This window comes from Flavobacteriales bacterium (assembly GCA_016712535.1).
Lineage (GTDB): Bacteria > Bacteroidota > Bacteroidia > Flavobacteriales_F > PHOS-HE28 > PHOS-HE28.
In genome coordinates this window covers 424,405-443,067 of record JADJQW010000004.1, presented here as the reverse complement: position 1 = coordinate 443,067, position 18,663 = coordinate 424,405, and the positions used below count along the sequence as shown (strand labels likewise).

At 61.1% G+C, this 18,663-nt stretch carries 17 protein-coding genes and 1 tRNA gene; 7 read left to right on the top strand and 11 right to left on the bottom strand.

Going from position 1 to position 18,663, the window contains the following annotated elements:
• Positions 1-2 precede the first annotated feature (2 nt).
• From mgtE to IPK70_16300, 7 genes are read right to left on the bottom strand one after another with little or no spacing between them, the layout of a single operon-like run.
• On the bottom strand, positions 3-1,397 hold the full coding sequence (mgtE, locus tag IPK70_16330) for a magnesium transporter (protein ID MBK8228730.1): 1,395 nt from the start codon (positions 1,395-1,397) through the stop codon (positions 3-5).
• Between the two features lie 51 nt (positions 1,398-1,448).
• Positions 1,449-2,711, bottom strand: a complete 1,263-nt coding sequence (locus tag IPK70_16325) for an HlyC/CorC family transporter (GenBank protein MBK8228729.1) — start codon at positions 2,709-2,711, stop codon at positions 1,449-1,451.
• Between the two features lie 39 nt (positions 2,712-2,750).
• Positions 2,751-2,975, bottom strand: a complete 225-nt coding sequence (locus IPK70_16320) for a hypothetical protein (GenBank protein ID MBK8228728.1) — start codon at positions 2,973-2,975, stop codon at positions 2,751-2,753.
• 2 nt (positions 2,976-2,977) lie between these two features.
• Positions 2,978-3,517, bottom strand: coding sequence for an LPS export ABC transporter periplasmic protein LptC (gene lptC / locus IPK70_16315; GenBank protein ID MBK8228727.1), 540 nt, complete (start codon positions 3,515-3,517; stop codon positions 2,978-2,980).
• A 34-nt stretch (positions 3,518-3,551) separates the two neighbouring features.
• Positions 3,552-4,871: a hypothetical protein gene (locus IPK70_16310; protein MBK8228726.1), complete on the bottom strand. Its 1,320-nt coding sequence runs from the start codon at positions 4,869-4,871 to the stop codon at positions 3,552-3,554.
• Positions 4,871-6,313: a hypothetical protein gene (locus tag IPK70_16305; GenBank protein ID MBK8228725.1), complete on the bottom strand. Its 1,443-nt coding sequence runs from the start codon at positions 6,311-6,313 to the stop codon at positions 4,871-4,873. The genes IPK70_16310 and IPK70_16305 overlap by 1 nt, the downstream gene beginning before the upstream one ends.
• The gene (locus IPK70_16300) at positions 6,258-7,028 is read right to left on the bottom strand and encodes a type III pantothenate kinase (GenBank protein MBK8228724.1); all 771 of its coding nucleotides are present in this window, start codon (positions 7,026-7,028) and stop codon (positions 6,258-6,260) included. Before IPK70_16300 ends, IPK70_16305 begins: the two co-directional genes overlap by 56 nt.
• Before the next feature lie 72 nt (positions 7,029-7,100).
• Between IPK70_16300 and IPK70_16295 the strand changes: the two genes are divergently transcribed.
• Positions 7,101-7,173 (top strand) — tRNA-Phe (locus tag IPK70_16295).
• A gap of 42 nt (positions 7,174-7,215) precedes the next feature.
• On the opposite strand, the gene IPK70_16290 is transcribed toward IPK70_16295, so the two are convergent.
• On the bottom strand, positions 7,216-7,803 hold the full coding sequence (locus IPK70_16290) for an HD domain-containing protein (protein ID MBK8228723.1): 588 nt from the start codon (positions 7,801-7,803) through the stop codon (positions 7,216-7,218).
• 140 nt (positions 7,804-7,943) lie between these two features.
• On the opposite strand from IPK70_16290, the gene IPK70_16285 reads away from it, so the two are divergent.
• Positions 7,944-8,867 carry a HAMP domain-containing histidine kinase gene (locus IPK70_16285; GenBank protein MBK8228722.1) on the top strand — a complete coding sequence of 308 codons (924 nt, stop codon included), beginning with the start codon at positions 7,944-7,946 and terminating at the stop codon, positions 8,865-8,867.
• Positions 8,867-10,390: a 2,3-bisphosphoglycerate-independent phosphoglycerate mutase gene (locus IPK70_16280; GenBank protein MBK8228721.1), complete on the top strand. Its 1,524-nt coding sequence runs from the start codon at positions 8,867-8,869 to the stop codon at positions 10,388-10,390. Before IPK70_16285 ends, IPK70_16280 begins: the two co-directional genes overlap by 1 nt.
• A gap of 4 nt (positions 10,391-10,394) precedes the next feature.
• Here the strand turns inward: IPK70_16280 and IPK70_16275 are convergent, their stop codons facing one another.
• The gene (locus IPK70_16275) at positions 10,395-12,620 is read right to left on the bottom strand and encodes a choice-of-anchor L domain-containing protein (protein MBK8228720.1); all 2,226 of its coding nucleotides are present in this window, start codon (positions 12,618-12,620) and stop codon (positions 10,395-10,397) included.
• Between the two features lie 16 nt (positions 12,621-12,636).
• Complete coding sequence (locus IPK70_16270; GenBank protein ID MBK8228719.1) at positions 12,637-15,276, bottom strand: gliding motility-associated C-terminal domain-containing protein; 2,640 nt, start codon at positions 15,274-15,276, stop codon at positions 12,637-12,639.
• Between the two features lie 131 nt (positions 15,277-15,407).
• Here IPK70_16270 and IPK70_16265 point away from each other — a divergent pair, with 131 nt between their 5' ends.
• Positions 15,408-16,775, top strand: a complete 1,368-nt coding sequence (locus tag IPK70_16265; protein MBK8228718.1) for a dipeptidase — start codon at positions 15,408-15,410, stop codon at positions 16,773-16,775.
• A 58-nt stretch (positions 16,776-16,833) separates the two neighbouring features.
• Here IPK70_16265 and IPK70_16260 read toward each other — a convergent pair whose 3' ends face one another.
• Entirely contained in the window at positions 16,834-17,094 is a 261-nt protein-coding gene (locus IPK70_16260; GenBank protein MBK8228717.1) for a hypothetical protein, read from the bottom strand.
• 67 nt (positions 17,095-17,161) lie between these two features.
• Between IPK70_16260 and IPK70_16255 the strand changes: the two genes are divergently transcribed.
• The 3 genes from IPK70_16255 to cysQ all read left to right on the top strand — a co-directional run bounded on the left by IPK70_16255 (position 17,162) and on the right by cysQ (position 18,662).
• On the top strand, positions 17,162-17,497 hold the full coding sequence (locus tag IPK70_16255; protein MBK8228716.1) for a tRNA-binding protein: 336 nt from the start codon (positions 17,162-17,164) through the stop codon (positions 17,495-17,497).
• Positions 17,498-17,599: 102 nt separating this feature from the next.
• Complete coding sequence (locus IPK70_16250) at positions 17,600-17,749, top strand: hypothetical protein (GenBank protein ID MBK8228715.1); 150 nt, start codon at positions 17,600-17,602, stop codon at positions 17,747-17,749.
• Between the two features lie 82 nt (positions 17,750-17,831).
• On the top strand, positions 17,832-18,662 hold the full coding sequence (gene cysQ, locus IPK70_16245; GenBank protein ID MBK8228714.1) for a 3'(2'),5'-bisphosphate nucleotidase CysQ: 831 nt from the start codon (positions 17,832-17,834) through the stop codon (positions 18,660-18,662).
• The last annotated feature ends 1 nt before the right edge of the window (position 18,663 follow it).

Sequence of the window (18,663 nt, the reverse complement as noted above, 5' to 3'; positions counted from 1 at the left end):
GATCAGAGCATGATGCCGGCCAGCAGCAAGGAGGCGATGCCGAAATAGATGAGCAGGCCGGTCACATCCACCACGGTAGCCACGAAGGGCGCAGAGGAAACGGCGGGATCCCGGCCAAGTCTCTTCAGGATGAGCGGGAAGAGCGAGCCGATGAGGTTGCCCCAGAGCACAACGCCGAGCAAGGAGAGCCCGACGGCGAGGCCGATCTCGAACCAATGCTCACCATAGACATCCACGAACTGGCTCCATACCGCCACACGCAGGAAGCCGATGATGCCCAGCACGGTGCCCAGGGTGAGGCCCACGGTGAACTCGCGCTTCAGCACGCTCCACCATTCACGGATGGTGACATCGCCCAGCGCAAGCGCGCGGATTATGAGCGTGCTGGCTTGCGATCCGGTGTTGCCGCCGGAGGAGATGATCAGCGGAACGAAGAGCGCGAGCACCACGGCCCTGGCGATCTGGTCCTCGAAGAAGCTCATGGCGGTGGCCGTGAAGCTCTCGCCGATGAAGAGGATGATGAGCCAGCCCACGCGCTTTTTCATGATCTCCCACCAGCTGCTGCTCATGTAGGAGTCCTCAAGCGCTTCCATGCCCGCCATCTTCTGCACATCCTCGGTCTCCTCCTCGCGGATGACATCCACCACGTCATCGATGGTGATCCTGCCGAGCAGGCGTCCGCGCGCATCCACCACGGGCAGCACCACCAGATCGTACTTCTCCATCAGCCTGGCCGCCACCTCGGCCTCCGCATCCGCCTTCACGCTGATGAAGTCGGGATCGTACACCTCCTTCACGGCTTGGAACAAGGAAGTGGTGAGCAGGCGCTTCAATGGGATGGTGCCCATGAGGCGCTCGTGCTGGTCCACCACGTAGATCACGTACACGTTGTCGATCTCATCGGCATGCGCGCGCAGCGCCTTCACGCAATCGCGCATGCTGCCATCGACGCTCACGCGCACGAGCTCCTTGGCCATGAGGCCGCCCGCGCTGTGCTCATCATAGGTGAGCAATTCGGCGATCTCCTCGCGCTGCTCCGCGTCCTCGATGTTCGCCATCACTTCATCCTGCACGTCCTGCGGCAGGTCGGCGATCACGTCGGCGGCATCGTCACTGTCGAGCTGATCGATCACCTCTTCGGCGATCTCCTTCCCGGTGAAGGTCTCCAGTATGGCCTCCCGCTTGTCCTCGGGCAATTGGAGCAGCACCTCGGCAGCGAGCTCTTCATCGAGCGCGTCGTAGAGGGCGGTGGCCTCTTCGATCCGCAGCTGGTCCAGCACCTCGGCGATGTCTGCCGGGTGCATCTCCTTCAGGTCATCGACGACCGATTGCGCACGGCCATGCTCCAGCCCTTCGCGGATGCGGTCGATCACGGATTTGTTCACATCGAATGACATGGCGGCGCGGGGCGCGGCAAGATAGACCGTTGCCTCCGGGCGCGTTGGCGCTCACGATTCGGCTTCCGTTTCCAATCGCACCAGATCGATCCGGCCGTGGGCCACCTGCGCGATGGTGAAGCGGAAGGGCGGGATCTCGATCACCTGGCCCTGTTCGGGCAGGTCGCCTGTATGATGCAGGATGAAGCCGGCGAGCGTGCCGTACTCCTCGCTCAACGGCAGGTCCAGGGCGAAGCGCTCACGGATGCGCTCCACCTCCAGGCGGCCGCTCAGCAGGAACGCGCCATCGGCGAGCTTCTCTTCCACTTCCTCCGGCGTGTCGTGCTCATCCTCGATGTCGCCCACGATGGTCTCCACCACATCCTCCATGGTGAGCATGCCAGCGGTGCCGCCGTACTCATCCACCACCACGGCTACATGGCTGCGCTGCTTGATGAAGAGCTGCAGCACTTCATCGGCAGGCATGGTGCCAGGGATGAAGTTCACCGGGCGCATCACGGCGCGGATGCTGCGCGGGTGGCGGAAGAGCTCGTAGCCGTGCACATAGCCGATCACGTTGTCGATGCGGTCCTTGTACACGAGCAATTTGCTCAGTCCGGTATCAACGAAGCGGCGGTGCAGTTGGGCCGGGCCATCCTCGGCATCGATGGCCTCGATGCGCGCGCGCGGCACCATGATCTCGCGGGCCTTGATGTTGCTGAGCTCAAGCGTGTTCCGCAGGTACTCCACCTCAGCGTCGATCTGCTGCTCACGGGCCGGACCGCCTGACATCTCGCGCAGGAAATCGTCGAGGTCGATGCGGCCGAAGGCGATCTGGCCAGGGCGCGTGCGCACACGGAATAGGCGGAGCAGCAATTCGCTCATGCCTGTGAAGAGCATCATGGGCGGCCACAGGACAACGTAGAGCAAAGCCAAGGGCAGGGCGAAGAGCGCGAGCGCGCGATTGGGGTCGATCCCGAAGAGCGCTTTGGGCAGGAACTCAGCCACCACCAGGATCAGCAAGGTGGCAAGGGCCGTCTGCACAGCGAGCACCAGCCAAGGGCTCATGCCCATTGCAGCTAGCCAGGGGTCCAAGGCCTCTCCAACCAGCACGCCATAGACCACCAGCGCGATGTTGTTGCCCACCAGGAGCGCCCCGATCACGCGGGCGGGCCGATGCTGCAAGTAGCTCACCAGCCTGGCCCACCAGGCGCCGCGCTTGCGCTCCAGTTCGATATAGAGCTTATTGCCCGTGACGAAGGCGATCTCCAGCCCCGAGCACAGCGCTGAAAGCGCCACGGATGCGATGATCAGGAAGAGGTCGAAAGGGTTCAAAGCGTGCCGGGCGAAGATAGACGGGGCGCCGCAGGCGCTTCAGCCCCTGCGTCCAGCCTCGTGCCGTTCAATCGCCTCGAGGCGCCTGCGCGTGAAGCGCCGGAAGAAGAACATGGCCAACGCGATCACCGGATAGATGAGCCATTGCCGGCCCTGCTCCACGCCCTCGGCCACCATCACCCAAACCGATGCGATGAAGGTGCCGATGGCCACTGCCAGCCAGAAGTGCTCCATGAAGCGTGTGATGCGGTTGATGGCGGCCATGCTCAGGGCAGGGTGGACAAGGTATCGCCCAGCTGCAGCACACCCGTGACGCGCCGGATCGTGTATGCGCTGAAATCCTCGGCAGCGTCCAGGCCCTGGCCGTGGATGACATCCAAGCCGCGCTGGATGCGCACGGCCTTGTCGGTGCGCACGCGGGCACTGTCCTGCCGCCAGGTGAGCTGCTCGGTCTCCAGGCGCTCGCCCTTCGCATTCACGAACACCACTTCATCGAAGACCTGCATGCGCTGCAGTCCGGGCTCGATCAGCCCGCGGCGCGCGGTGAGCACGCTGGTCTGCTTGCCGAACGGATCGAAGAAGACGAGCTCCAAGCCATCGGTGAGCTCGGTGCGCTTGTCCGGCTCGCCCCATTCGCTGATGCGGCCCGCACGCAGGCGGTTGCGCACCACGCCAGAGTCGGTATAGAGGTATTCGGCTTGCTCGGTCACGCGGTCGGGCACGGCGGCGGGCAGCTCGATCGCAGCCACCTGATCGAGATCGTTCTTGCACGAAAGCAGCATGCCCGCCCCGAACAGGGCAGGCATGCCGATGATCCGTGCTTGACGGGCGAGCCGCACGTTATTTCTTGACGCGCACCGTGGTGCTCTCGTTGAGGCCGCCGCAGCCCACCTGGAAGCTGTCGCCCTCCTTCATGTTGCGGAAGAAGAGCTCTTCCTTGGTGGGGAATCTGGCGTTGCAGCTGCCCATGCGTTCACTGGCCTTGTCCGATACGCTGGGATCGAGGCTTCGTGCGCGCTGATAGTAATCGTAGGCCAGCCAATAAGCGCCCCAGCCATCAGGCACTTCGCAGCTGCCTGCTTGCGCCGCGATGGCATTGCCGATCAGGATCAGGGCCTCACCGTTCTTCGGCTCGATCTGCAGCACTTGGTTGGCGTAGCTCCGCGCCTTGCTGTGGTTGCCCAACGCGCTGGCCACCTGGCCGGCCTTCAGAAGGTACTTCACGCGGTCGCTGCAGCTGGTGCAGAGCTCCACGGCTTGCATCATGTATCCGCTGGCCTCGCTCAGGTTCCCAGCCCTAACATAGCTCTGACCCAGACTGTAGGCGCTCTCACTCGTTGGATTCGCCTTATGCACGTCCGTGGCGAGTTTGAGGTAGATCTTCTCCTCGGTGCAATCCTTCGCGTTGAGCACCTTCAGGAGGCGTGTTTTCAGATCCAGGTCATCAGGCTTCTCCTGCACCAGCTTCTCTGCAATGCTGCCGATGTCCTTGCACTCGGCGATGCGGAAGAAATTGCCGTTCACGTTGTCGCGCGACTTGACCCAGAGCTCGCGGTCGGTCTCTTTCAGGTTGGGGTCCGCGAGGTTCTGCTCGATCAGCGCGGAAAGGCGCACGTACTCCGAGAGCATCTGTTCCTTGGTCACAGCGCCTTCGCCAAAGAGGCAGTTGAGCGCGGTGTAATACGCGCTGATGGTGGCAGGTTCGCTCCGTGCCCCGCCCAGCTCGATGGATTCCTTCAGGATGTCGTGGGCGGCGCTGCAATTCTTCGGGCGATAGAACTGCAGGTCAACCCCTTTTCGGCCCTGCACGAAGGCCTTCTCGCCGAAGTGCGTGATGCGCATGTCATAGTTCAGCAGCAGCGAGTCGATCAGTCGCTCCTTGCGCGCGGCATCCTTCTCCTTGGCGATGAAGTCGCCGAGCATCTTGCTGCCGTTCTGGTAAAGGCTCTTGCTGTAGGCCGGGCACACGGCGATGAGCTTGCGGTAGGGGCCGTATGCATCGGCATAGCTGCCCTGCTTGATCGACTCCTGGAAGAGCGAGATGTTCTTCACGCAATCCGCGCTATCAGCGGGCGTTGCGCCGTATTTCCCTTGGGCATGCATGCTGGCGGCCGCACCGATTGCGGCGCTGAGCAGAATGGTCTTCGTAAGGTGTTTCATCAGTCTATCCGTCGTTTCTTGAACCATTGTTCCCGCAAGTCTGGGGTGATGGTGACCCCGATGTGGAGGTTGGTGTATCGTTCGCTCAGCAAGCCAGCTTCGGTGGTTCCGCGCTGGCCGTGCTCCACGGCAAGGTTGATGCGGCTTCTCGTGCTTGCTCCTGCAATTGGCAGGGAGCAGCCAAAGGACATGCCGAACTGTGAAATGGCCTGGTCTCGCAGGGCGATGGGGTCTTGCGTGTACCGCGCCCCGGCACGGTAGGTGGTGCGCTTCAGGAAGCTGCCGCCCTGCTGGCCTGCTGGACGGAAGGATGCGCCGACTGAATAGGTGGTGGCGGCGCGCAGATCCGTGCTCAGTGCATAGCCCTCCACATCGGAGCGCAATGCCGACCAATCGCGATGATGCAGTTCCGCGGCCAAGGCCCATCGGTTGTTCTCGATGCCGAATCCGGCAGCGAGCCCGAACGGCAGGCTCAGGGTCCCGAAGGCGCCATCGATCCGCTGTGCTGTATCAATCGGGTTCTCCACTGTGCCCGAGAGCCGGAATGAGGTGGCCAAACTGCTATGCTGCGCTGTGAACCCGGCTGGCAGGTCGACTCCGACGCCTGCGCGCCAACGAAGTGCCTCCCGTCGCGGTTTCGGTGCTTTACTAGGCCTGCGCTCCGCAGGGTCACGGCCGGCATTGAGCCAATCCATCTCATCTCGTTTATCCTTGGCCGAATAGCGCGCAAGTCGCTCCTTGTGTCGCTTCTCCGCACCTGCCATGGTCACAAGCTGCCCGCTTTGCATGAGCCCGAGGGTGCCGGTTGGTGCGCGCAGCACGAGCGATGAGACTACGCTGCTGTGGTAGTAACCCGAACCGAGCGGGTAATAGGCCTTGCGTGTATCGTCCACCGTTCCGAAAAGGAACTCGAAGTTGGCTCCTGCGCTCAGCCTGGAGCGGAGGCCCGTGCTATCGCGCCGTTGCCATAGGGTGCGCCCGAAGCCGAGGTAGGCGCGGTTCACACCGCCCGATCCGGTGTATTCATTGCGCAAAGCGCCCCCATCAACTTGTTGCCGATCCTCGAACTTGTATGCCACCGTGCTGAAGGGCTGCAGGCCCAAGGCCATGCCCCAACGGCCCTTCGCGAAAGGCACGCCGAGCGAGAAACCGAGCAGCCTGGTGTTGCGCCCTCGCCCGCTTTCTTCCCCGATGGTCATGCGCGTCCAACGGACGGTGGCGCCCATCTCATATGAGGTATGGTGGAGCAAGCAGTAAGTGGCCGGATTGGCGCGGGCAACGCTGAAGGGGTCGGCCACCGTGACGGCCAGCCCGCCTAAGCCCGCCAAGGTCACCTGGCCGGTGCCGGCGAGATCGCCGAGCGAATGCGCTGAATAGGGCGAGCCGCTACCCTGCTGGCCTTGTGCCAGGGCCACTCCCGGCATGCTCAAGGCCAAGGCCATGATGAAATATGATGCGCAGTCCTTCAAGGGTCAGGAAAGGGTGCGCAAAGATGCCGCTTTTCAAGGCCCGGGCGTGAGGCAGCGCATCACCGCCCGTGAGCACCACGCCTGCATCGGGATGCAAGGCCCGGGCGGCGGCGATGAAATGCTCCAATTCGCCAAGGACCCCATGCGCAACCCCAGACTGAAGGCTTGTTTCGGTGGAATCGCCAAAAGCCGGTGCCAGATGATTCAATTCCGCCAATGGCAAACGGGCGCTATAGGCATGCATGGCGCTGGCCCGCATTTGCGCGCCAGGCGAAATGGCCCCTCCGAGGTAGGTGCCATCTGGAGCCACCAGGTCATAGGTGATGCAGGTGCCCAGATCAACGGCGAGGGCTGCACGCTTCGGGAAAAGCGCGGAGGCCGCTACAGCATTGGCCCAACGATCAACTCCGAGGGTGCCTGTGGTGCCATAGGCCGAAGGGTTCGGTGCAGGGCTCGCCGCTGTGATGTGAATGACTTGGTGATGGCGGCGATTGAGCCGGCCCAGCAACTGGCTGCCATCACCGGCAACGGAACCGATCGCCACATGCACCACTTCACGTTCGCCTAGGAAGCGCTCCAAGCCCGATGCATCGTCGCTTGATAACGCCGTCAGACCAAGCAATCGGTCGCCTTGGAAGAGCGCCGCCTTGGTCCGCGTGTTGCCGATATCCAGGATGAGGTCAGCCAAGAGTGGCGCAGTTGAAGTGCTTGGTTATCTTTGCCCGCCTTTCGCGCAAGTGCTGAGCGGCGCAAAGGAAACGGTGCCTTAGCTCAGCTGGTAGAGCAATGGATTGAAAATCCATGTGTCCCCAGTTCGATTCTGGGAGGCACCACCGGAGACCCTGGCTGCGCCAGGGTCTCTTCGTTCGCAACAGTCACGGATTCCGTTCGAGCCAGGCCCGCACTTCAGCCAGATGCGCCTGCTTCAAGGGTTCGCGCAGCTGCTTATTGGTCTGTGTGAAGTACGCGTGCCGCTCAATGAAGCGCTCCTGCAGCAGATTCCATTCCCGCTCCGTGCTGAGCACGCCATAGGTTCGCATCTCCTTGAACAACGTGGCCCCGATCCGCTGGAAATCGGGCCGGCCGAGGTAGTCAAGGTCGGCATCACAAAGAATGCGCGCGAGTTTGTTCCGGGGGCTCTGTGGGATCCGCGTGGCCATGATCATGTCGCAGATCAGCCCGATCTGCCGCTCGTTGAAGCCGAAGCCCGGTAGGACTTCCTTCACTATTCGGCAACCGGCCTCTTCATGGTCCGTGTCCTGCGTCAGGAAACCCGCATCATGATACAGAGCGGCGATCTTCAATATCACCAGCCCTTCCCCGTCAACGCCCTCTTGCTCCGCGATGCTGATGGCACTTGCGTACACATCCAAGGTGTGCTCTAGGCTATGATAGGATCGCTCAACGGGCAGCCGCGTTCGCAACTGCTCCAGGATATACGCCCTCGCACCGCTGGAGTCCATGGGATGAGCGGGCAAGATAGAAACAGCGCCGGATGGCCTTCATAGGGACTCCATGCACTGATATCATATTGCCCACATGTGGGTAATGCTGCCTTGGGCAGCGCCCCCCATGCAGTCCTGCTCCGGGTAACTTCGCCGCCATGGCTCCATCGGCGAACCGCTCGTTATGGCTTCTGGGCGCTGCAATGGCCTACATCATCGCGCAATTCGGCTGGTGGGCTCTCCTGTTGCTGCGTCGCGAAGAAGAGATCGCGCGCTTATCCGGGCAGGAATTGGGCCACCAAGCTCGCAGGCTCATGGTGCTGGGTGAAGCGAGCGTTGCGCTGATGATCCTTGGTGTGGTGCTCGCCATCTCATTCCTGGCCATTCGCCGCGACCTGCGATTGGCAGCCATGCAGCGCAATTTCCTGCTTGCCATCACTCATGAGCTGCGAACCCCTATCGCTTCGATGAAACTGCAGATGCAGACGCTCTCCCGGCCGGGCTTGAGCCCATCCGATGCACGCGCGCTCCAAGCATTGGCCATCGAGGAGGCCGATCGACTCACGGCGCTGACCGACAAGGTCCTGGCGGCCACTGCTGAAGGAGCTGTCCAGATTCCCTTGCTCAAGGAACCCGTGAATGCCGCTGAAGTGGTGCGCGGCGCGGTGGTGCGCGCGCAGCAGCGCGATGGTTCAGCGCACGAATGGCAATTGGACGCGCCGGCCGCATTGCAGGTGAATGCTGATCCGCAGGCACTCAGGAGCATTGCTGAGAACCTGATAGAGAATGCCGTGAAGTACGCCCCGGCGGGAACCACCATCGAGGTGATGGTCAGTGGATCGGAAACAGCTTGGCGCTTGCGCGTAACTGACCATGGCCCAGGCATACCGAAGGCCGAGCGCAGCAAGGTCTTCGACCGCTTCTACCGGCTGGGTGATGAGGGCACCCGCAATCATAGAGGCACCGGGCTGGGGCTATTCGTCGTGCAGCGCCTCGTTCAGCGCCACGGCGGACGCATCGAATTGGGGGACACCGACCCGCATGGGGCTACCTTCGTGGCCACTTTCCCGAAAACCATGTGATGTCGAAGAAAGCCGTGCTCATCATCCTCGACGGCTGGGGCATCGGCTCTGGCGATCACAGCGACGCGATCGCCAAGGCGCGCACGCCATTCCTTGATTCTCTGATGGCCGACGCTCCGCACGCGACGTTGCGCACCGATGGACTCCATGTGGGTTTGCCTGCGGGCCAAATGGGCAACAGCGAGGTTGGGCATCTCAACATCGGCGCCGGGCGCGTGGTGCATCAGGACCTAGTGCGCATCGACCTCGCCATCGCTGATGGCAGCCTTGGCTCCAACCCATCGCTCCAAGCTGCATTCGAACAGGCCCGCAAGCCCGGCCGCCGCCTTCACCTGATGGGCCTGCTTTCCGACGGCGGGGTTCACAGCATGCGAACGCACGCCGAAGCGATCTGCAGGCTTGCGCAAGCCTCCGGCGTAAAGGAGACGCTGGTGCATGCATTCACGGATGGGCGGGATACCGATCCGCATAGCGGCCGTCCTTGCATGGAGCGCTTCCTGCAACGCATCGACGGAACCGGCGCTCGCGTGGCAAGCCTGATAGGGAGGTACTACGCCATGGACCGCGATAAGCGATGGGAGCGCGTGAAAGCGGCCTACGACCTCCTCGTGCATGGCACCGGCACTCACGTGCAAGCGCCGTTGGAGGCCTTCGACCGCAGCTACGCCGAAGGGATCACGGATGAATTCATGAAACCGCACGCCATCGTCGATGAACAAGGTCGCCCGTTGGCCATGATCGCCGAAGGCGACGCCGTCATCTGCTTCAACTTCCGCACGGACCGCTGCCGTGAGATCACGCAGGCGCTCACCCAGCAGGCCTATCCCGAGCAGGACATGGTACCGTTGCGGCTCCATTACTGCACGATGACGGAGTATGACGCGACCTACCGGGATGTGCATCCGCTCTTCCGCAAGGACGATCTGCGCATGACCTTGGGCGAAGCCGTGAGCCTTGCTGGCCGTCAGCAGATCCGAATCGCTGAAACGGAGAAGTACCCGCATGTCACCTTCTTCTTCAGCGGTGGCCGCGAAGCACCGTTCCCGGGAGAGCGCCGCCTGATGCTGCCGTCACCCAAAGTGGCCACTTACGACCTCCAGCCCGCCATGAGCGCCCAGGCCATCGTCGATGCCATCTTGCCCGAGCTGCGGACCGGCTCCCCGGACCTCGTGGTGCTCAACTTCGCTAATCCCGACATGGTGGGCCACACGGGCGTTTTCGATGCCATCGTGCAAGCCGTCGAGACCACCGATAATTGCGCCCGGCAAGTAGCCGAGGTTGCTCGTGGTTCCGGCTACCAAGTGCTGATCATCGCCGACCACGGCAATGCCGACAAAGCCGTGAACGCCGATGGCTCGCCCAACACGGCGCACACCACGAATCCGGTGCCGGTGATCGCGCTTGCCGATGCGCCCATGCGCTTGCGTGATGGGATCCTGGCCGATGTGGCACCCACCATCCTTGATCTGATGGGTATGGAAAAGCCCGTCGAGATGACGGGCTCTTCGCTGATTGTCAGATAAGCGCTCAGCGCCAGCCGTTGCGCAGGATCGTGAGATGCCCCGTGTAGGGCTCATCCTTCTTGTTGGAGAGGATCACCTCATAGAAGTAGGTGCCATCCGGGAGCTCATCGCCATCCCATTGATTCTGGTAGTTGCTCGCTTCATAGACAAGCTGGCCCCAGCGATTGTAGATGCGCACGGTGTTGCTCGTGTAGGTGATCCCATCGATCACGAAACGGTCGTTGTAACCATCGCCGTTGGGCGAGAACACATTGGGCACGACCACGTCGCAGATCAAGGAGATGGTGACCACATCCTGCACGGACCTTCCGCATCCGTCCGTCACTGTCACGGTGTAATTGGCGAACTCATTCATGCTGACATAGGTCGATGGGCCATCGGTGCCATTGGACCAGGAGTAGCTCAAGGAGCCTACGCCTCCCGTGCCAAGGGCCGTGATGAGCATGCTGTCGGGGCGGCATTCCACCGTGAAGTCCTCTGTGGTCACGAAAATCAGCGGCGCATCGATGATGGTTATCGTCACACTCGCAGAAGTGGTGCGGCCACAGCTATCGGTGTAGGTGCCGGTGATCGTCACGGTCTCGCCGTCATCAGGGATGTTATCCTCGATCGGATTGAAGGGCACGATCGTGTTCAGCACGCCATCCGGGATGACCAAGGAGCTGTTCCACACGAAATCGCTTCCATTGCTGGCGGCTCCACTGAAGGTGATGGCGATGGGCACATCACCCGGCACGCCTTGAGGGCGGATGAAATTGACGCCGGTATTGTCGCAGGACTCCATGACGGTACCCGGGCCAACAAGGGCCATGTTCAGCGGCGGCAACGGATCCAATTCAACGAAGAATTGCGCGATGGCCGTGGTGCCGCAATCGTCCGTGACCGTTGCCGTGTATACGGCACTGTTGTTCGGGCTCACCGTGATGCTGTTGCCCGTCTGGCCATCCGACCAGGAGATCGCGTAAGGCGGGTAACCACCAGAGAAAGTCGGGGTGAGCGTCGCCGAGCCTCCACAAGGTATCTGCGCGAGCCCACCCACGATGGCGAGTTGCGGCGGCTGAATGATGGTGAAGATGAACTCGTTCGTGATGGTGATGCCCGCGCAAGGGCTCGGACTGATCAAGGTCAGGATGATGGTCTCGTCTCCATCAATATCAACGGGGCAGTTGAAAGTGAACGTCTGCAGGGAATCACCCGGGAGGAACACAAGCGAATCAGGGAAGGCAGGCACGTAATCGACCCCACTGGTTGCCGTGCCGCCCGTGATGATGTACACCACGCTGGTATCGGTTCCGGCCCCGGTCTGAGCGAAGTTGATGGTGACCGGGTAGCAGCTCTCCACTATCGTATTGGTGCCGATGATGCCCGGGCCTGGCGAAAGGGTGGGCACGAAAGGCGTGCTGGTGAAGCTGCCAGCCTCAAGGAAGACGCCGCTGTCGAAGGCGCTGTCAGAGCCATCGCCAATGGCCATCTTGATGTGATACGTCTGTCCGCATTGCACAGGCCAGCGCGCTGTGAGCACCACGGTGAAACCATCATAGCAGATGCTGGCGCCCGCGCCATTATTCACGTAGTACACGCTGTTATTGGTCCAATTAGGGTCAGCGGCGGCGCAGGTAGCCGCGTTTCCCCCTGAGGTGCCCGGTACGCCAGGATTCACGGTATTGATGGCGATGGGAATGGAGGAATTCGGCACCAGCGCGATGTTGATGGCGTTGTTCTGGTATGGCCCGGTTATGCCAGGACCGCTGAGGAAGAAGCCGAACGCATCATTGAATGTGGTGCACACGTACTCGGGGTATTCTTCCGAGCCGAATACGTATCGGAACTTCACGGTATCCCCTTCAGGCACGAAATCGAATTCGAGCACTGCACGGTCGTTGATGGTCTGGTTCGCCAGAAGCGCCAAGTCAGGGTCGCTGCCCGTGCTATTGGTTCCGCTCGCGAAGAAAGAGGCGGCACCAGCCACGCCTTGCGTGACGCCGCTCGTGAGCAGGACACCAGCAGGAAGGCCCAAGTTGGTGCCCGTCTCAGTGAAACTGGCGCTTCCGGCTTGCGCAGCAGCCGGTTCGAGCACGCCATTGTAGCTGATGTTGCTCACCACCACTCCGGTGCCCAGCAATACGTCCTGCACGAGCTGGGTCGGGGTGAGCTGGTCGTCCACCAAAAGCTGTGCGTGACCAACGCCGCTGCCCAGCAGCACGAGGCCTATCGAGAGAATTCGCTTCATCACGTTCGGTTGTTGTTCAATTCTGGCTTCCACGCAACAAGGTCAAATGGCCCATGCCGTCAACCGGTGGGAAGTAATGCCCCTCCGCCCGGTACTTGTAAACGTACACGCCCGTAGGCGCCGGTGAGCCGCCATAGGTGCCGTCCCATGGCGCAAGGATATCGTTCGTCGTGTAAATGAGCTCGCCCCAGCGGTTGAAGATCTGCATCTCGAAACTATCGATGTAGTGGCCATTGGGACCGAAGAACTCGTTCCATCCATCGCCATCAGGGCTGAACGCGTTGGGGAAGTAGATGTGCGCGGGCGGCTTCAGCAGCAACGAATCCTCGCCGTGGCAGCCATTGGGCGTCACGATCTTCAGGTTCACCCAGTGCTCTTCGAGGTCGAGGTAGCTGTGTCGCACCTCATCATTGCGGTAGCGGGTGCCATCGCCCATATCCCAGATCCAGGTGCGGGCATAAGGCAACGTCGCCGCCAAGAGGTACCAGTCGTCCTGGCCCTCATTCACTTCAACGATGTCAACGGACACGTGCTCAACATCCACTTCAGTCTTGCCGAAGCGCACCTCGCCGCACTGATCGCGCACCATCACTTGGTACTCGGTGAATTCATTCGGGCTCACCCAGTAAAGCGGGTCGGTGAGGCTGTCTTCACCGGACCAAAGGATGTGGTAATAACCGCTGCCTCCATTCACCAATGCATGGATCATGGTGCTGTCGCCAGCGCACAGGATGTGATCAGGGACCATGGTGAGCACGAAGGGGTCGTATATCGGCATAACGCCATTCACTGAGGTCACACCGGTGTAGCCGCATTGATCATTGGCGGTGATGACGTATGGCGTCGTGGTGAAGACAGGAACAGTAATGGTCCAGCCCGTGCCAATCACTGAGCCGTTCGGGTCGGTCCAGGTCCAATCATACACCCCGTTACCTCCTGTGATGCCTGTAATGGTCAGCGTAGTGCTATCACCTGCGCAAATCACGCTCTGGTCGCCATCGGTGGTGATCTCGATGTCCGGCAATGGCACCGTGCCAACTTGCACGCTATCGGAAATGCTGGTGCCACATCCTTCACTCACGGTAACGGTGTAATAGACCGGCGGTGTCGAAGAGGGAACGTTCAGCACAGGTGAATTGCCTAATGGGACACCGCCTAAGCTCCACTGATAGGTGAATACGCCATCACCACCGGTGACGCTCAGCACAGAGATATCGCCATTCCCCAAGCAGTCAATCAAGGTGTCGGGCCACACCACGAGGTCCAGCGGGGGATATATGGGCAAGGTGACGGTGAAATCGGCTGAGACCGGCTCGATGTTGCAGATGTCGGTGACCGTGACCGTGAAAACCGTGGTCACGGCAGGGGATGCGTTGATCGTAGCGGTGGTCTCGCCAGTGCTCCAGTCATAGGTGTACTGGCCCATTCCACCGGATACCGACGGTATCAAGAGGTTGTTCTGCCCGCAAATGCTCGGGATGTTGGCCCCCGTCACCACGAGAGGCGGCGGACTATCGATGTTGAAAGTGAAGTTGGTCTGCAGCACCAAGCCCGCGCAAGCCACCAGCTGCTCTATGGTGATCACGATGGTCTCAGGGCCGTCTGGGTCGATCGGCACATCGAAGACGATGCTCAGGGCTTCTACATTCTCGGGGAAGATCAGCTGCGAAGGGAACACATAGGTGTAATCGACCCCTGGGGTTGCGGTGCCACCAACCATGATGTCCACCGTATCCACTTCTGAAGTATCGCCGAGACGGGTGAAGACCAATTCCACCGGGTTGCATCCCTCGAGCATGGTATTGCCGATTATCCCGGTGCTCTGCGACAAGGTGGGGAGTACTTGCCCGGTGCTCACGAAACTGCCGGCTTCAAGGAACACCGCGCTATCGAAGGTGCTGTCCAGCGCATCACCGATGGCCAGCTTGATGTGATAAGTCTGTCCGCACTGCACCAGCGCCGTGGCTTGCATCACCACGGTCATCCCATCGAATACCACGGTGGCGCCGCCCGTGTTGTCCACATAGAAACTGGCATTCTGCGCAGGGCAACCGGCATTCGTCGGGTTGTTGTTCAACCCGTTATTCACGTTGTTGATCGTCACCGGCACAGTGGTGCCGGGAATGAGGGCGATGTTGGCGGAACCACCGCTGTACGGCCCCGCGATCCCAGGTCCGCTCAGGAAGAAGCCAAAGGCATCGTTGAACGAGCACACATACTCCGGATATTCCTCCGATGCGAAGACGAAGCGGAACTTCAGCGTGTCACCCGTAGGGATGAAGTCGAATTCCAGGACAGCCCGGTCGTTGATCGTGCCACCAGAGATGCTCACCAGATCAGGGTCGCTCCCGGTTCCGTTCGCATTTCCGCTGAAACCTGACTGCGGTCCAGCCACAGCGGAAGCCTGACCAGAGGACAGGATCAAACCCGCGTCCAACCCGAGATTGCTATTGCTGGTGGTGAACGATCCACTGCCGATGACGTTCGCTGCCGGGTTAAGGACACCGTTGTAGCGCACGTTGAATGCCTGAACGCCATTCCCTAGAAGCACATCATTCACCAACTGGGCCGGTGTCTGCGTGCTATTAACGACCAATTGGGCCTTCAGGGAAATGCCCATCGCAAGGGCGGCGATCGTAAGTAGTGGTGCCTTCATAGGTAGGGGTGCCGAGGCGTTGGAAAAGTAGGGCTTCCGGACCAATCCATGACCAATGCGCCGCAGGGAAGGTTGCCCAACAGCCTGCACCTATCTTCGGCGGCCACCAAACACCCTCGCCCGTGCATCCCATCGACACCTACATCGAGAGTCATAAAGACCGCTTCCTCAACGAGTTGCTCGACCTTCTGCGCATTCCCAGCGTCAGCGCCGACCCGGCCTACAAGGGGGATGTGGCCCGCTGCGCCGAAGCCGTGAAGCAGCGGATGGAAGAGGCCGGCTTGAACAAGGTGGAGGTTTGCCCCACCAAGGGCCATCCGATCGTGTATGGTGAGAAGATCATCGACCCTGCCAAGCCTACTGTATTGGTATATGGCCATTACGACGTGCAGCCGCCCGACCCCCTCGACCTCTGGCACAGCGGCCCATTCGACCCGGTGATCAAGGACGGCCTCATCTACGCCCGCGGCAGCGCCGATGACAAGGGCCAATTCTACATGCATGTGAAGGCCATCGAGTCCATGATGAAGACCAGCGGCCTGCCTTGCAATGTGAAAGTGATGATCGAGGGAGAAGAAGAAGTCGGAAGCGACAATCTGGGCATTTTCGTTTCGCGGAACAAGGAGCGGCTGAAGGCCGACGTGGTGCTGATCAGCGACACAGCCATGATCGCGAATGATTGCCCAAGCATCAACACCGGCCTGCGCGGCCTGAGCTACGTTGAAGTTGAGGTGACCGGGCCGAACCGGGACCTGCATAGCGGGGTGTATGGCGGCGCGGTGGCCAATCCTATCAACGCCCTGTGCGAGATGATCGCCAGCCTGCACGATGCCGACCGCCGAGTGACGATCCCCGGATTCTATGATGCCGTGCTCGAACTCAGCGCCCCCGAACGCAAGGCCCTCGCCGAGGCTCCGTTCAACGAAGCGGAATACATGAAGGACCTCGGCATCGAAGCCGTGCGCGGAGAGAAGGGCTACACCAGCGAAGAGCGCAGCAGCATACGCCCCACCCTGGATGTGAACGGAATCTGGGGCGGCTACATCGGCGAGGGCGCCAAGACGGTGCTTCCTTCAAAGGCCTTCGCCAAGCTGAGCATGCGACTGGTGCCCAACCAGAAGAGCGATGCCATCACCAAGCTGTTCAAGGACCACTTCGAGAAGATCGCGCCTCCCGGCGTGAAGGTGGTGGTGCGCCCGCATCACGGTGGTGAAGCTGCGGTGACGCCCATAGACAGCCCGGCTTACCTCGCTGCCAGCAAGGCCATGGAAGAGACTTTCGGGAAGAAGCCCATTCCAACGCGCGGCGGCGGCTCCATCCCCATCGTGGCGCTCTTCGAACAGGAACTTGGCTTGAAGACCGTTCTCTTCGGATTCGGGCTCGACTCGGATAACATCCACAGCCCGAACGAGAAGTACGGCGTGTTCAACTACTTCCAGGGCATCCGCACCATCCCGCGGTTCTTCGCGCACTATGCTGCGATGAACGGGAAGGCCTGAGGCGATAGCCTTTCGCCCGGGGCACCGCACGGCAGCGGTGTCCTGGGGCGTCCGGGGCTCAGCCCTGCGCGGAGGCGAACTCCTTGATGAAGCCTACGATCTTCTTCCGGAAGAAAAGGAGCAAGAGCACATAAGGCATGGCCATCAGATAGAGGATGCCCCGATTGAGGCCCTTGCCGATGGCTTGCTCGCCACCGAACACGCCATTGCCGCCTTGGGCCACCGCCTTGCACATCGCGCAGCCTTGGGCGAGCAGATCACCCGATGGAAAGGCAACCAGGACAAAGGCCACTAGAATCAGGATTGCAGTGCGGCGCATGGGCCGGTAAATGTAGCCGCGCATTCTGAAATCGGCAGGTCAATCGCCGAAGCCATCTTCGGGCACCATGAACAACATCATCTGGAACGACTTCGAGCGGGTCCTGCTCTGTGCTGGCACAGTGCTCACCGCAGAGGACTTGCCTGCGGCACGAGTCCCCGCCTTTGTGCTCACCATCGATTTTGGCCCTTACGGACACCGGCGTAGCAGTGCACGCATCACAGAGCGGTATTCCAAGGAGGCACTGATCGGGAGCCAGGTGATCGCCGTGCTCAACTTCCCGCCGAAGCAGATCGGCCACATAATGAGCGAATGCCTGGTGACCGGCTTCCCAGATGCCCAAGGGGCGATCGTCCTTGCCCGACCGGAGCAAATGGTACCCAATGGAAGCCGGTTGTGCTAACCGAACGGTTGATGGCCTGTTGATAACCTGCCCGCCATGCGACCCGCTCACGCTCATGGGCCGGGTACCTTGCCCACACGTAAACCACTAAAACCCGAAGACATGCCAGCTGTACAAGGTTACTGCGTGAAATGCAAGGACAAGCGCGACATCAAGGACGCCAAAGAAGTGACCATGGCCAATGGACGCAAAGCCATGAAAGGGGTGTGCCCGAAATGCGGCACGGGCATGTTCAAGATCATGGGCAAATAAGGGGCGACCAGGCCCCCTTTCCAGGTTTCGAGGGCCAGGCATCCTCGGGAGCGCGGGTTTGCGCGCGGATACATTTGCCGGCATGCAGCACGACTTAATCCCGTTGGTGAATGCAGCGATCAACGCAGCCTTCGCCGCCGGGCGAGAGATCCTGGAGGTGTACGGCACTGAATTCAGCTCCGAGCAAAAAGCCGATAAGAGTCCGCTGACCGAAGCAGACAAGAGGGCGCATGCCGCCATCGTTTCCGCATTAGCAGTGACCGGGATTCCGGTGCTCAGCGAAGAAGGCAGAGAATCAGCCTTGGAAGACCGGCAGTGCTGGGAGCGCTACTGGCTGGTCGATCCGCTCGATGGAACCAAGGAGTTCATCAAGCGCAACGGCGAATTCACGGTGAACATCGCGTTGATGGAACGAGATGGCCTTCCTGCCGGGGCGCTCGGATCAGCAAGGCCCATCGCCGGGGTGCTCTTCGTCCCCGTGAAAGACAACCTGTATTTCGCTTGGCAGGGCGGCGGGGCGTATCGCCAGTCGGCGGCAACCCATGCGCAGGGTGGAGCGTATGAACGCGCCTTGTCCGCCGAACGCCTCCCCGTGCAGCACGACCGCAGCGCCTTCACCATCGTGGCCAGCCGCTCCCACCCGAGCCCGGAGACCGAGGCCTACATCGCGCGCATGGAGCAAGAGCATGGATCAGTGGCCCTCACCAGCATGGGCAGCGCCCTGAAGATCTGCCTGGTGGCCGAGGGCGCCGCCGATGCCTACCCGCGCTACGCCCCCACCATGGAATGGGATACCGCTGCAGGCCATGCCATCGTGAACGAAGCGGGCAAGCAGCTCATCGACATCACCACCGGCGCGCCCATGCGCTACAACAAGGCCTCATTGGTGAACAACTGGTTCATCGTCAACTGAA

Coding starts and splice junctions, on each gene's coding strand:
- mgtE (MBK8228730.1), bottom strand. CDS start 1,397: ATGTCATTCGATGTGAACAAATCCGTGATCGACCGCATCCGCGAAGGG.
- IPK70_16320 (MBK8228728.1), bottom strand. CDS start 2,975: ATGGCCGCCATCAACCGCATCACACGCTTCATGGAGCACTTCTGGCTG.
- lptC (MBK8228727.1), bottom strand. CDS start 3,517: ATGCCTGCCCTGTTCGGGGCGGGCATGCTGCTTTCGTGCAAGAACGAT.
- IPK70_16310 (MBK8228726.1), bottom strand. CDS start 4,871: ATGAAACACCTTACGAAGACCATTCTGCTCAGCGCCGCAATCGGTGCG.
- IPK70_16305 (MBK8228725.1), bottom strand. CDS start 6,313: ATGGCCTTGGCCTTGAGCATGCCGGGAGTGGCCCTGGCACAAGGCCAG.
- IPK70_16290 (MBK8228723.1), bottom strand. CDS start 7,803: ATGGACTCCAGCGGTGCGAGGGCGTATATCCTGGAGCAGTTGCGAACG.
- IPK70_16285 (MBK8228722.1), top strand. CDS start 7,944: ATGGCTCCATCGGCGAACCGCTCGTTATGGCTTCTGGGCGCTGCAATG.
- IPK70_16280 (MBK8228721.1), top strand. CDS start 8,867: ATGTCGAAGAAAGCCGTGCTCATCATCCTCGACGGCTGGGGCATCGGC.
- IPK70_16275 (MBK8228720.1), bottom strand. CDS start 12,620: ATGAAGCGAATTCTCTCGATAGGCCTCGTGCTGCTGGGCAGCGGCGTT.
- IPK70_16270 (MBK8228719.1), bottom strand. CDS start 15,276: ATGAAGGCACCACTACTTACGATCGCCGCCCTTGCGATGGGCATTTCC.
- IPK70_16260 (MBK8228717.1), bottom strand. CDS start 17,094: ATGCGCCGCACTGCAATCCTGATTCTAGTGGCCTTTGTCCTGGTTGCC.
- IPK70_16255 (MBK8228716.1), top strand. CDS start 17,162: ATGAACAACATCATCTGGAACGACTTCGAGCGGGTCCTGCTCTGTGCT.
- IPK70_16250 (MBK8228715.1), top strand. CDS start 17,600: ATGCCAGCTGTACAAGGTTACTGCGTGAAATGCAAGGACAAGCGCGAC.
- cysQ (MBK8228714.1), top strand. CDS start 17,832: ATGCAGCACGACTTAATCCCGTTGGTGAATGCAGCGATCAACGCAGCC.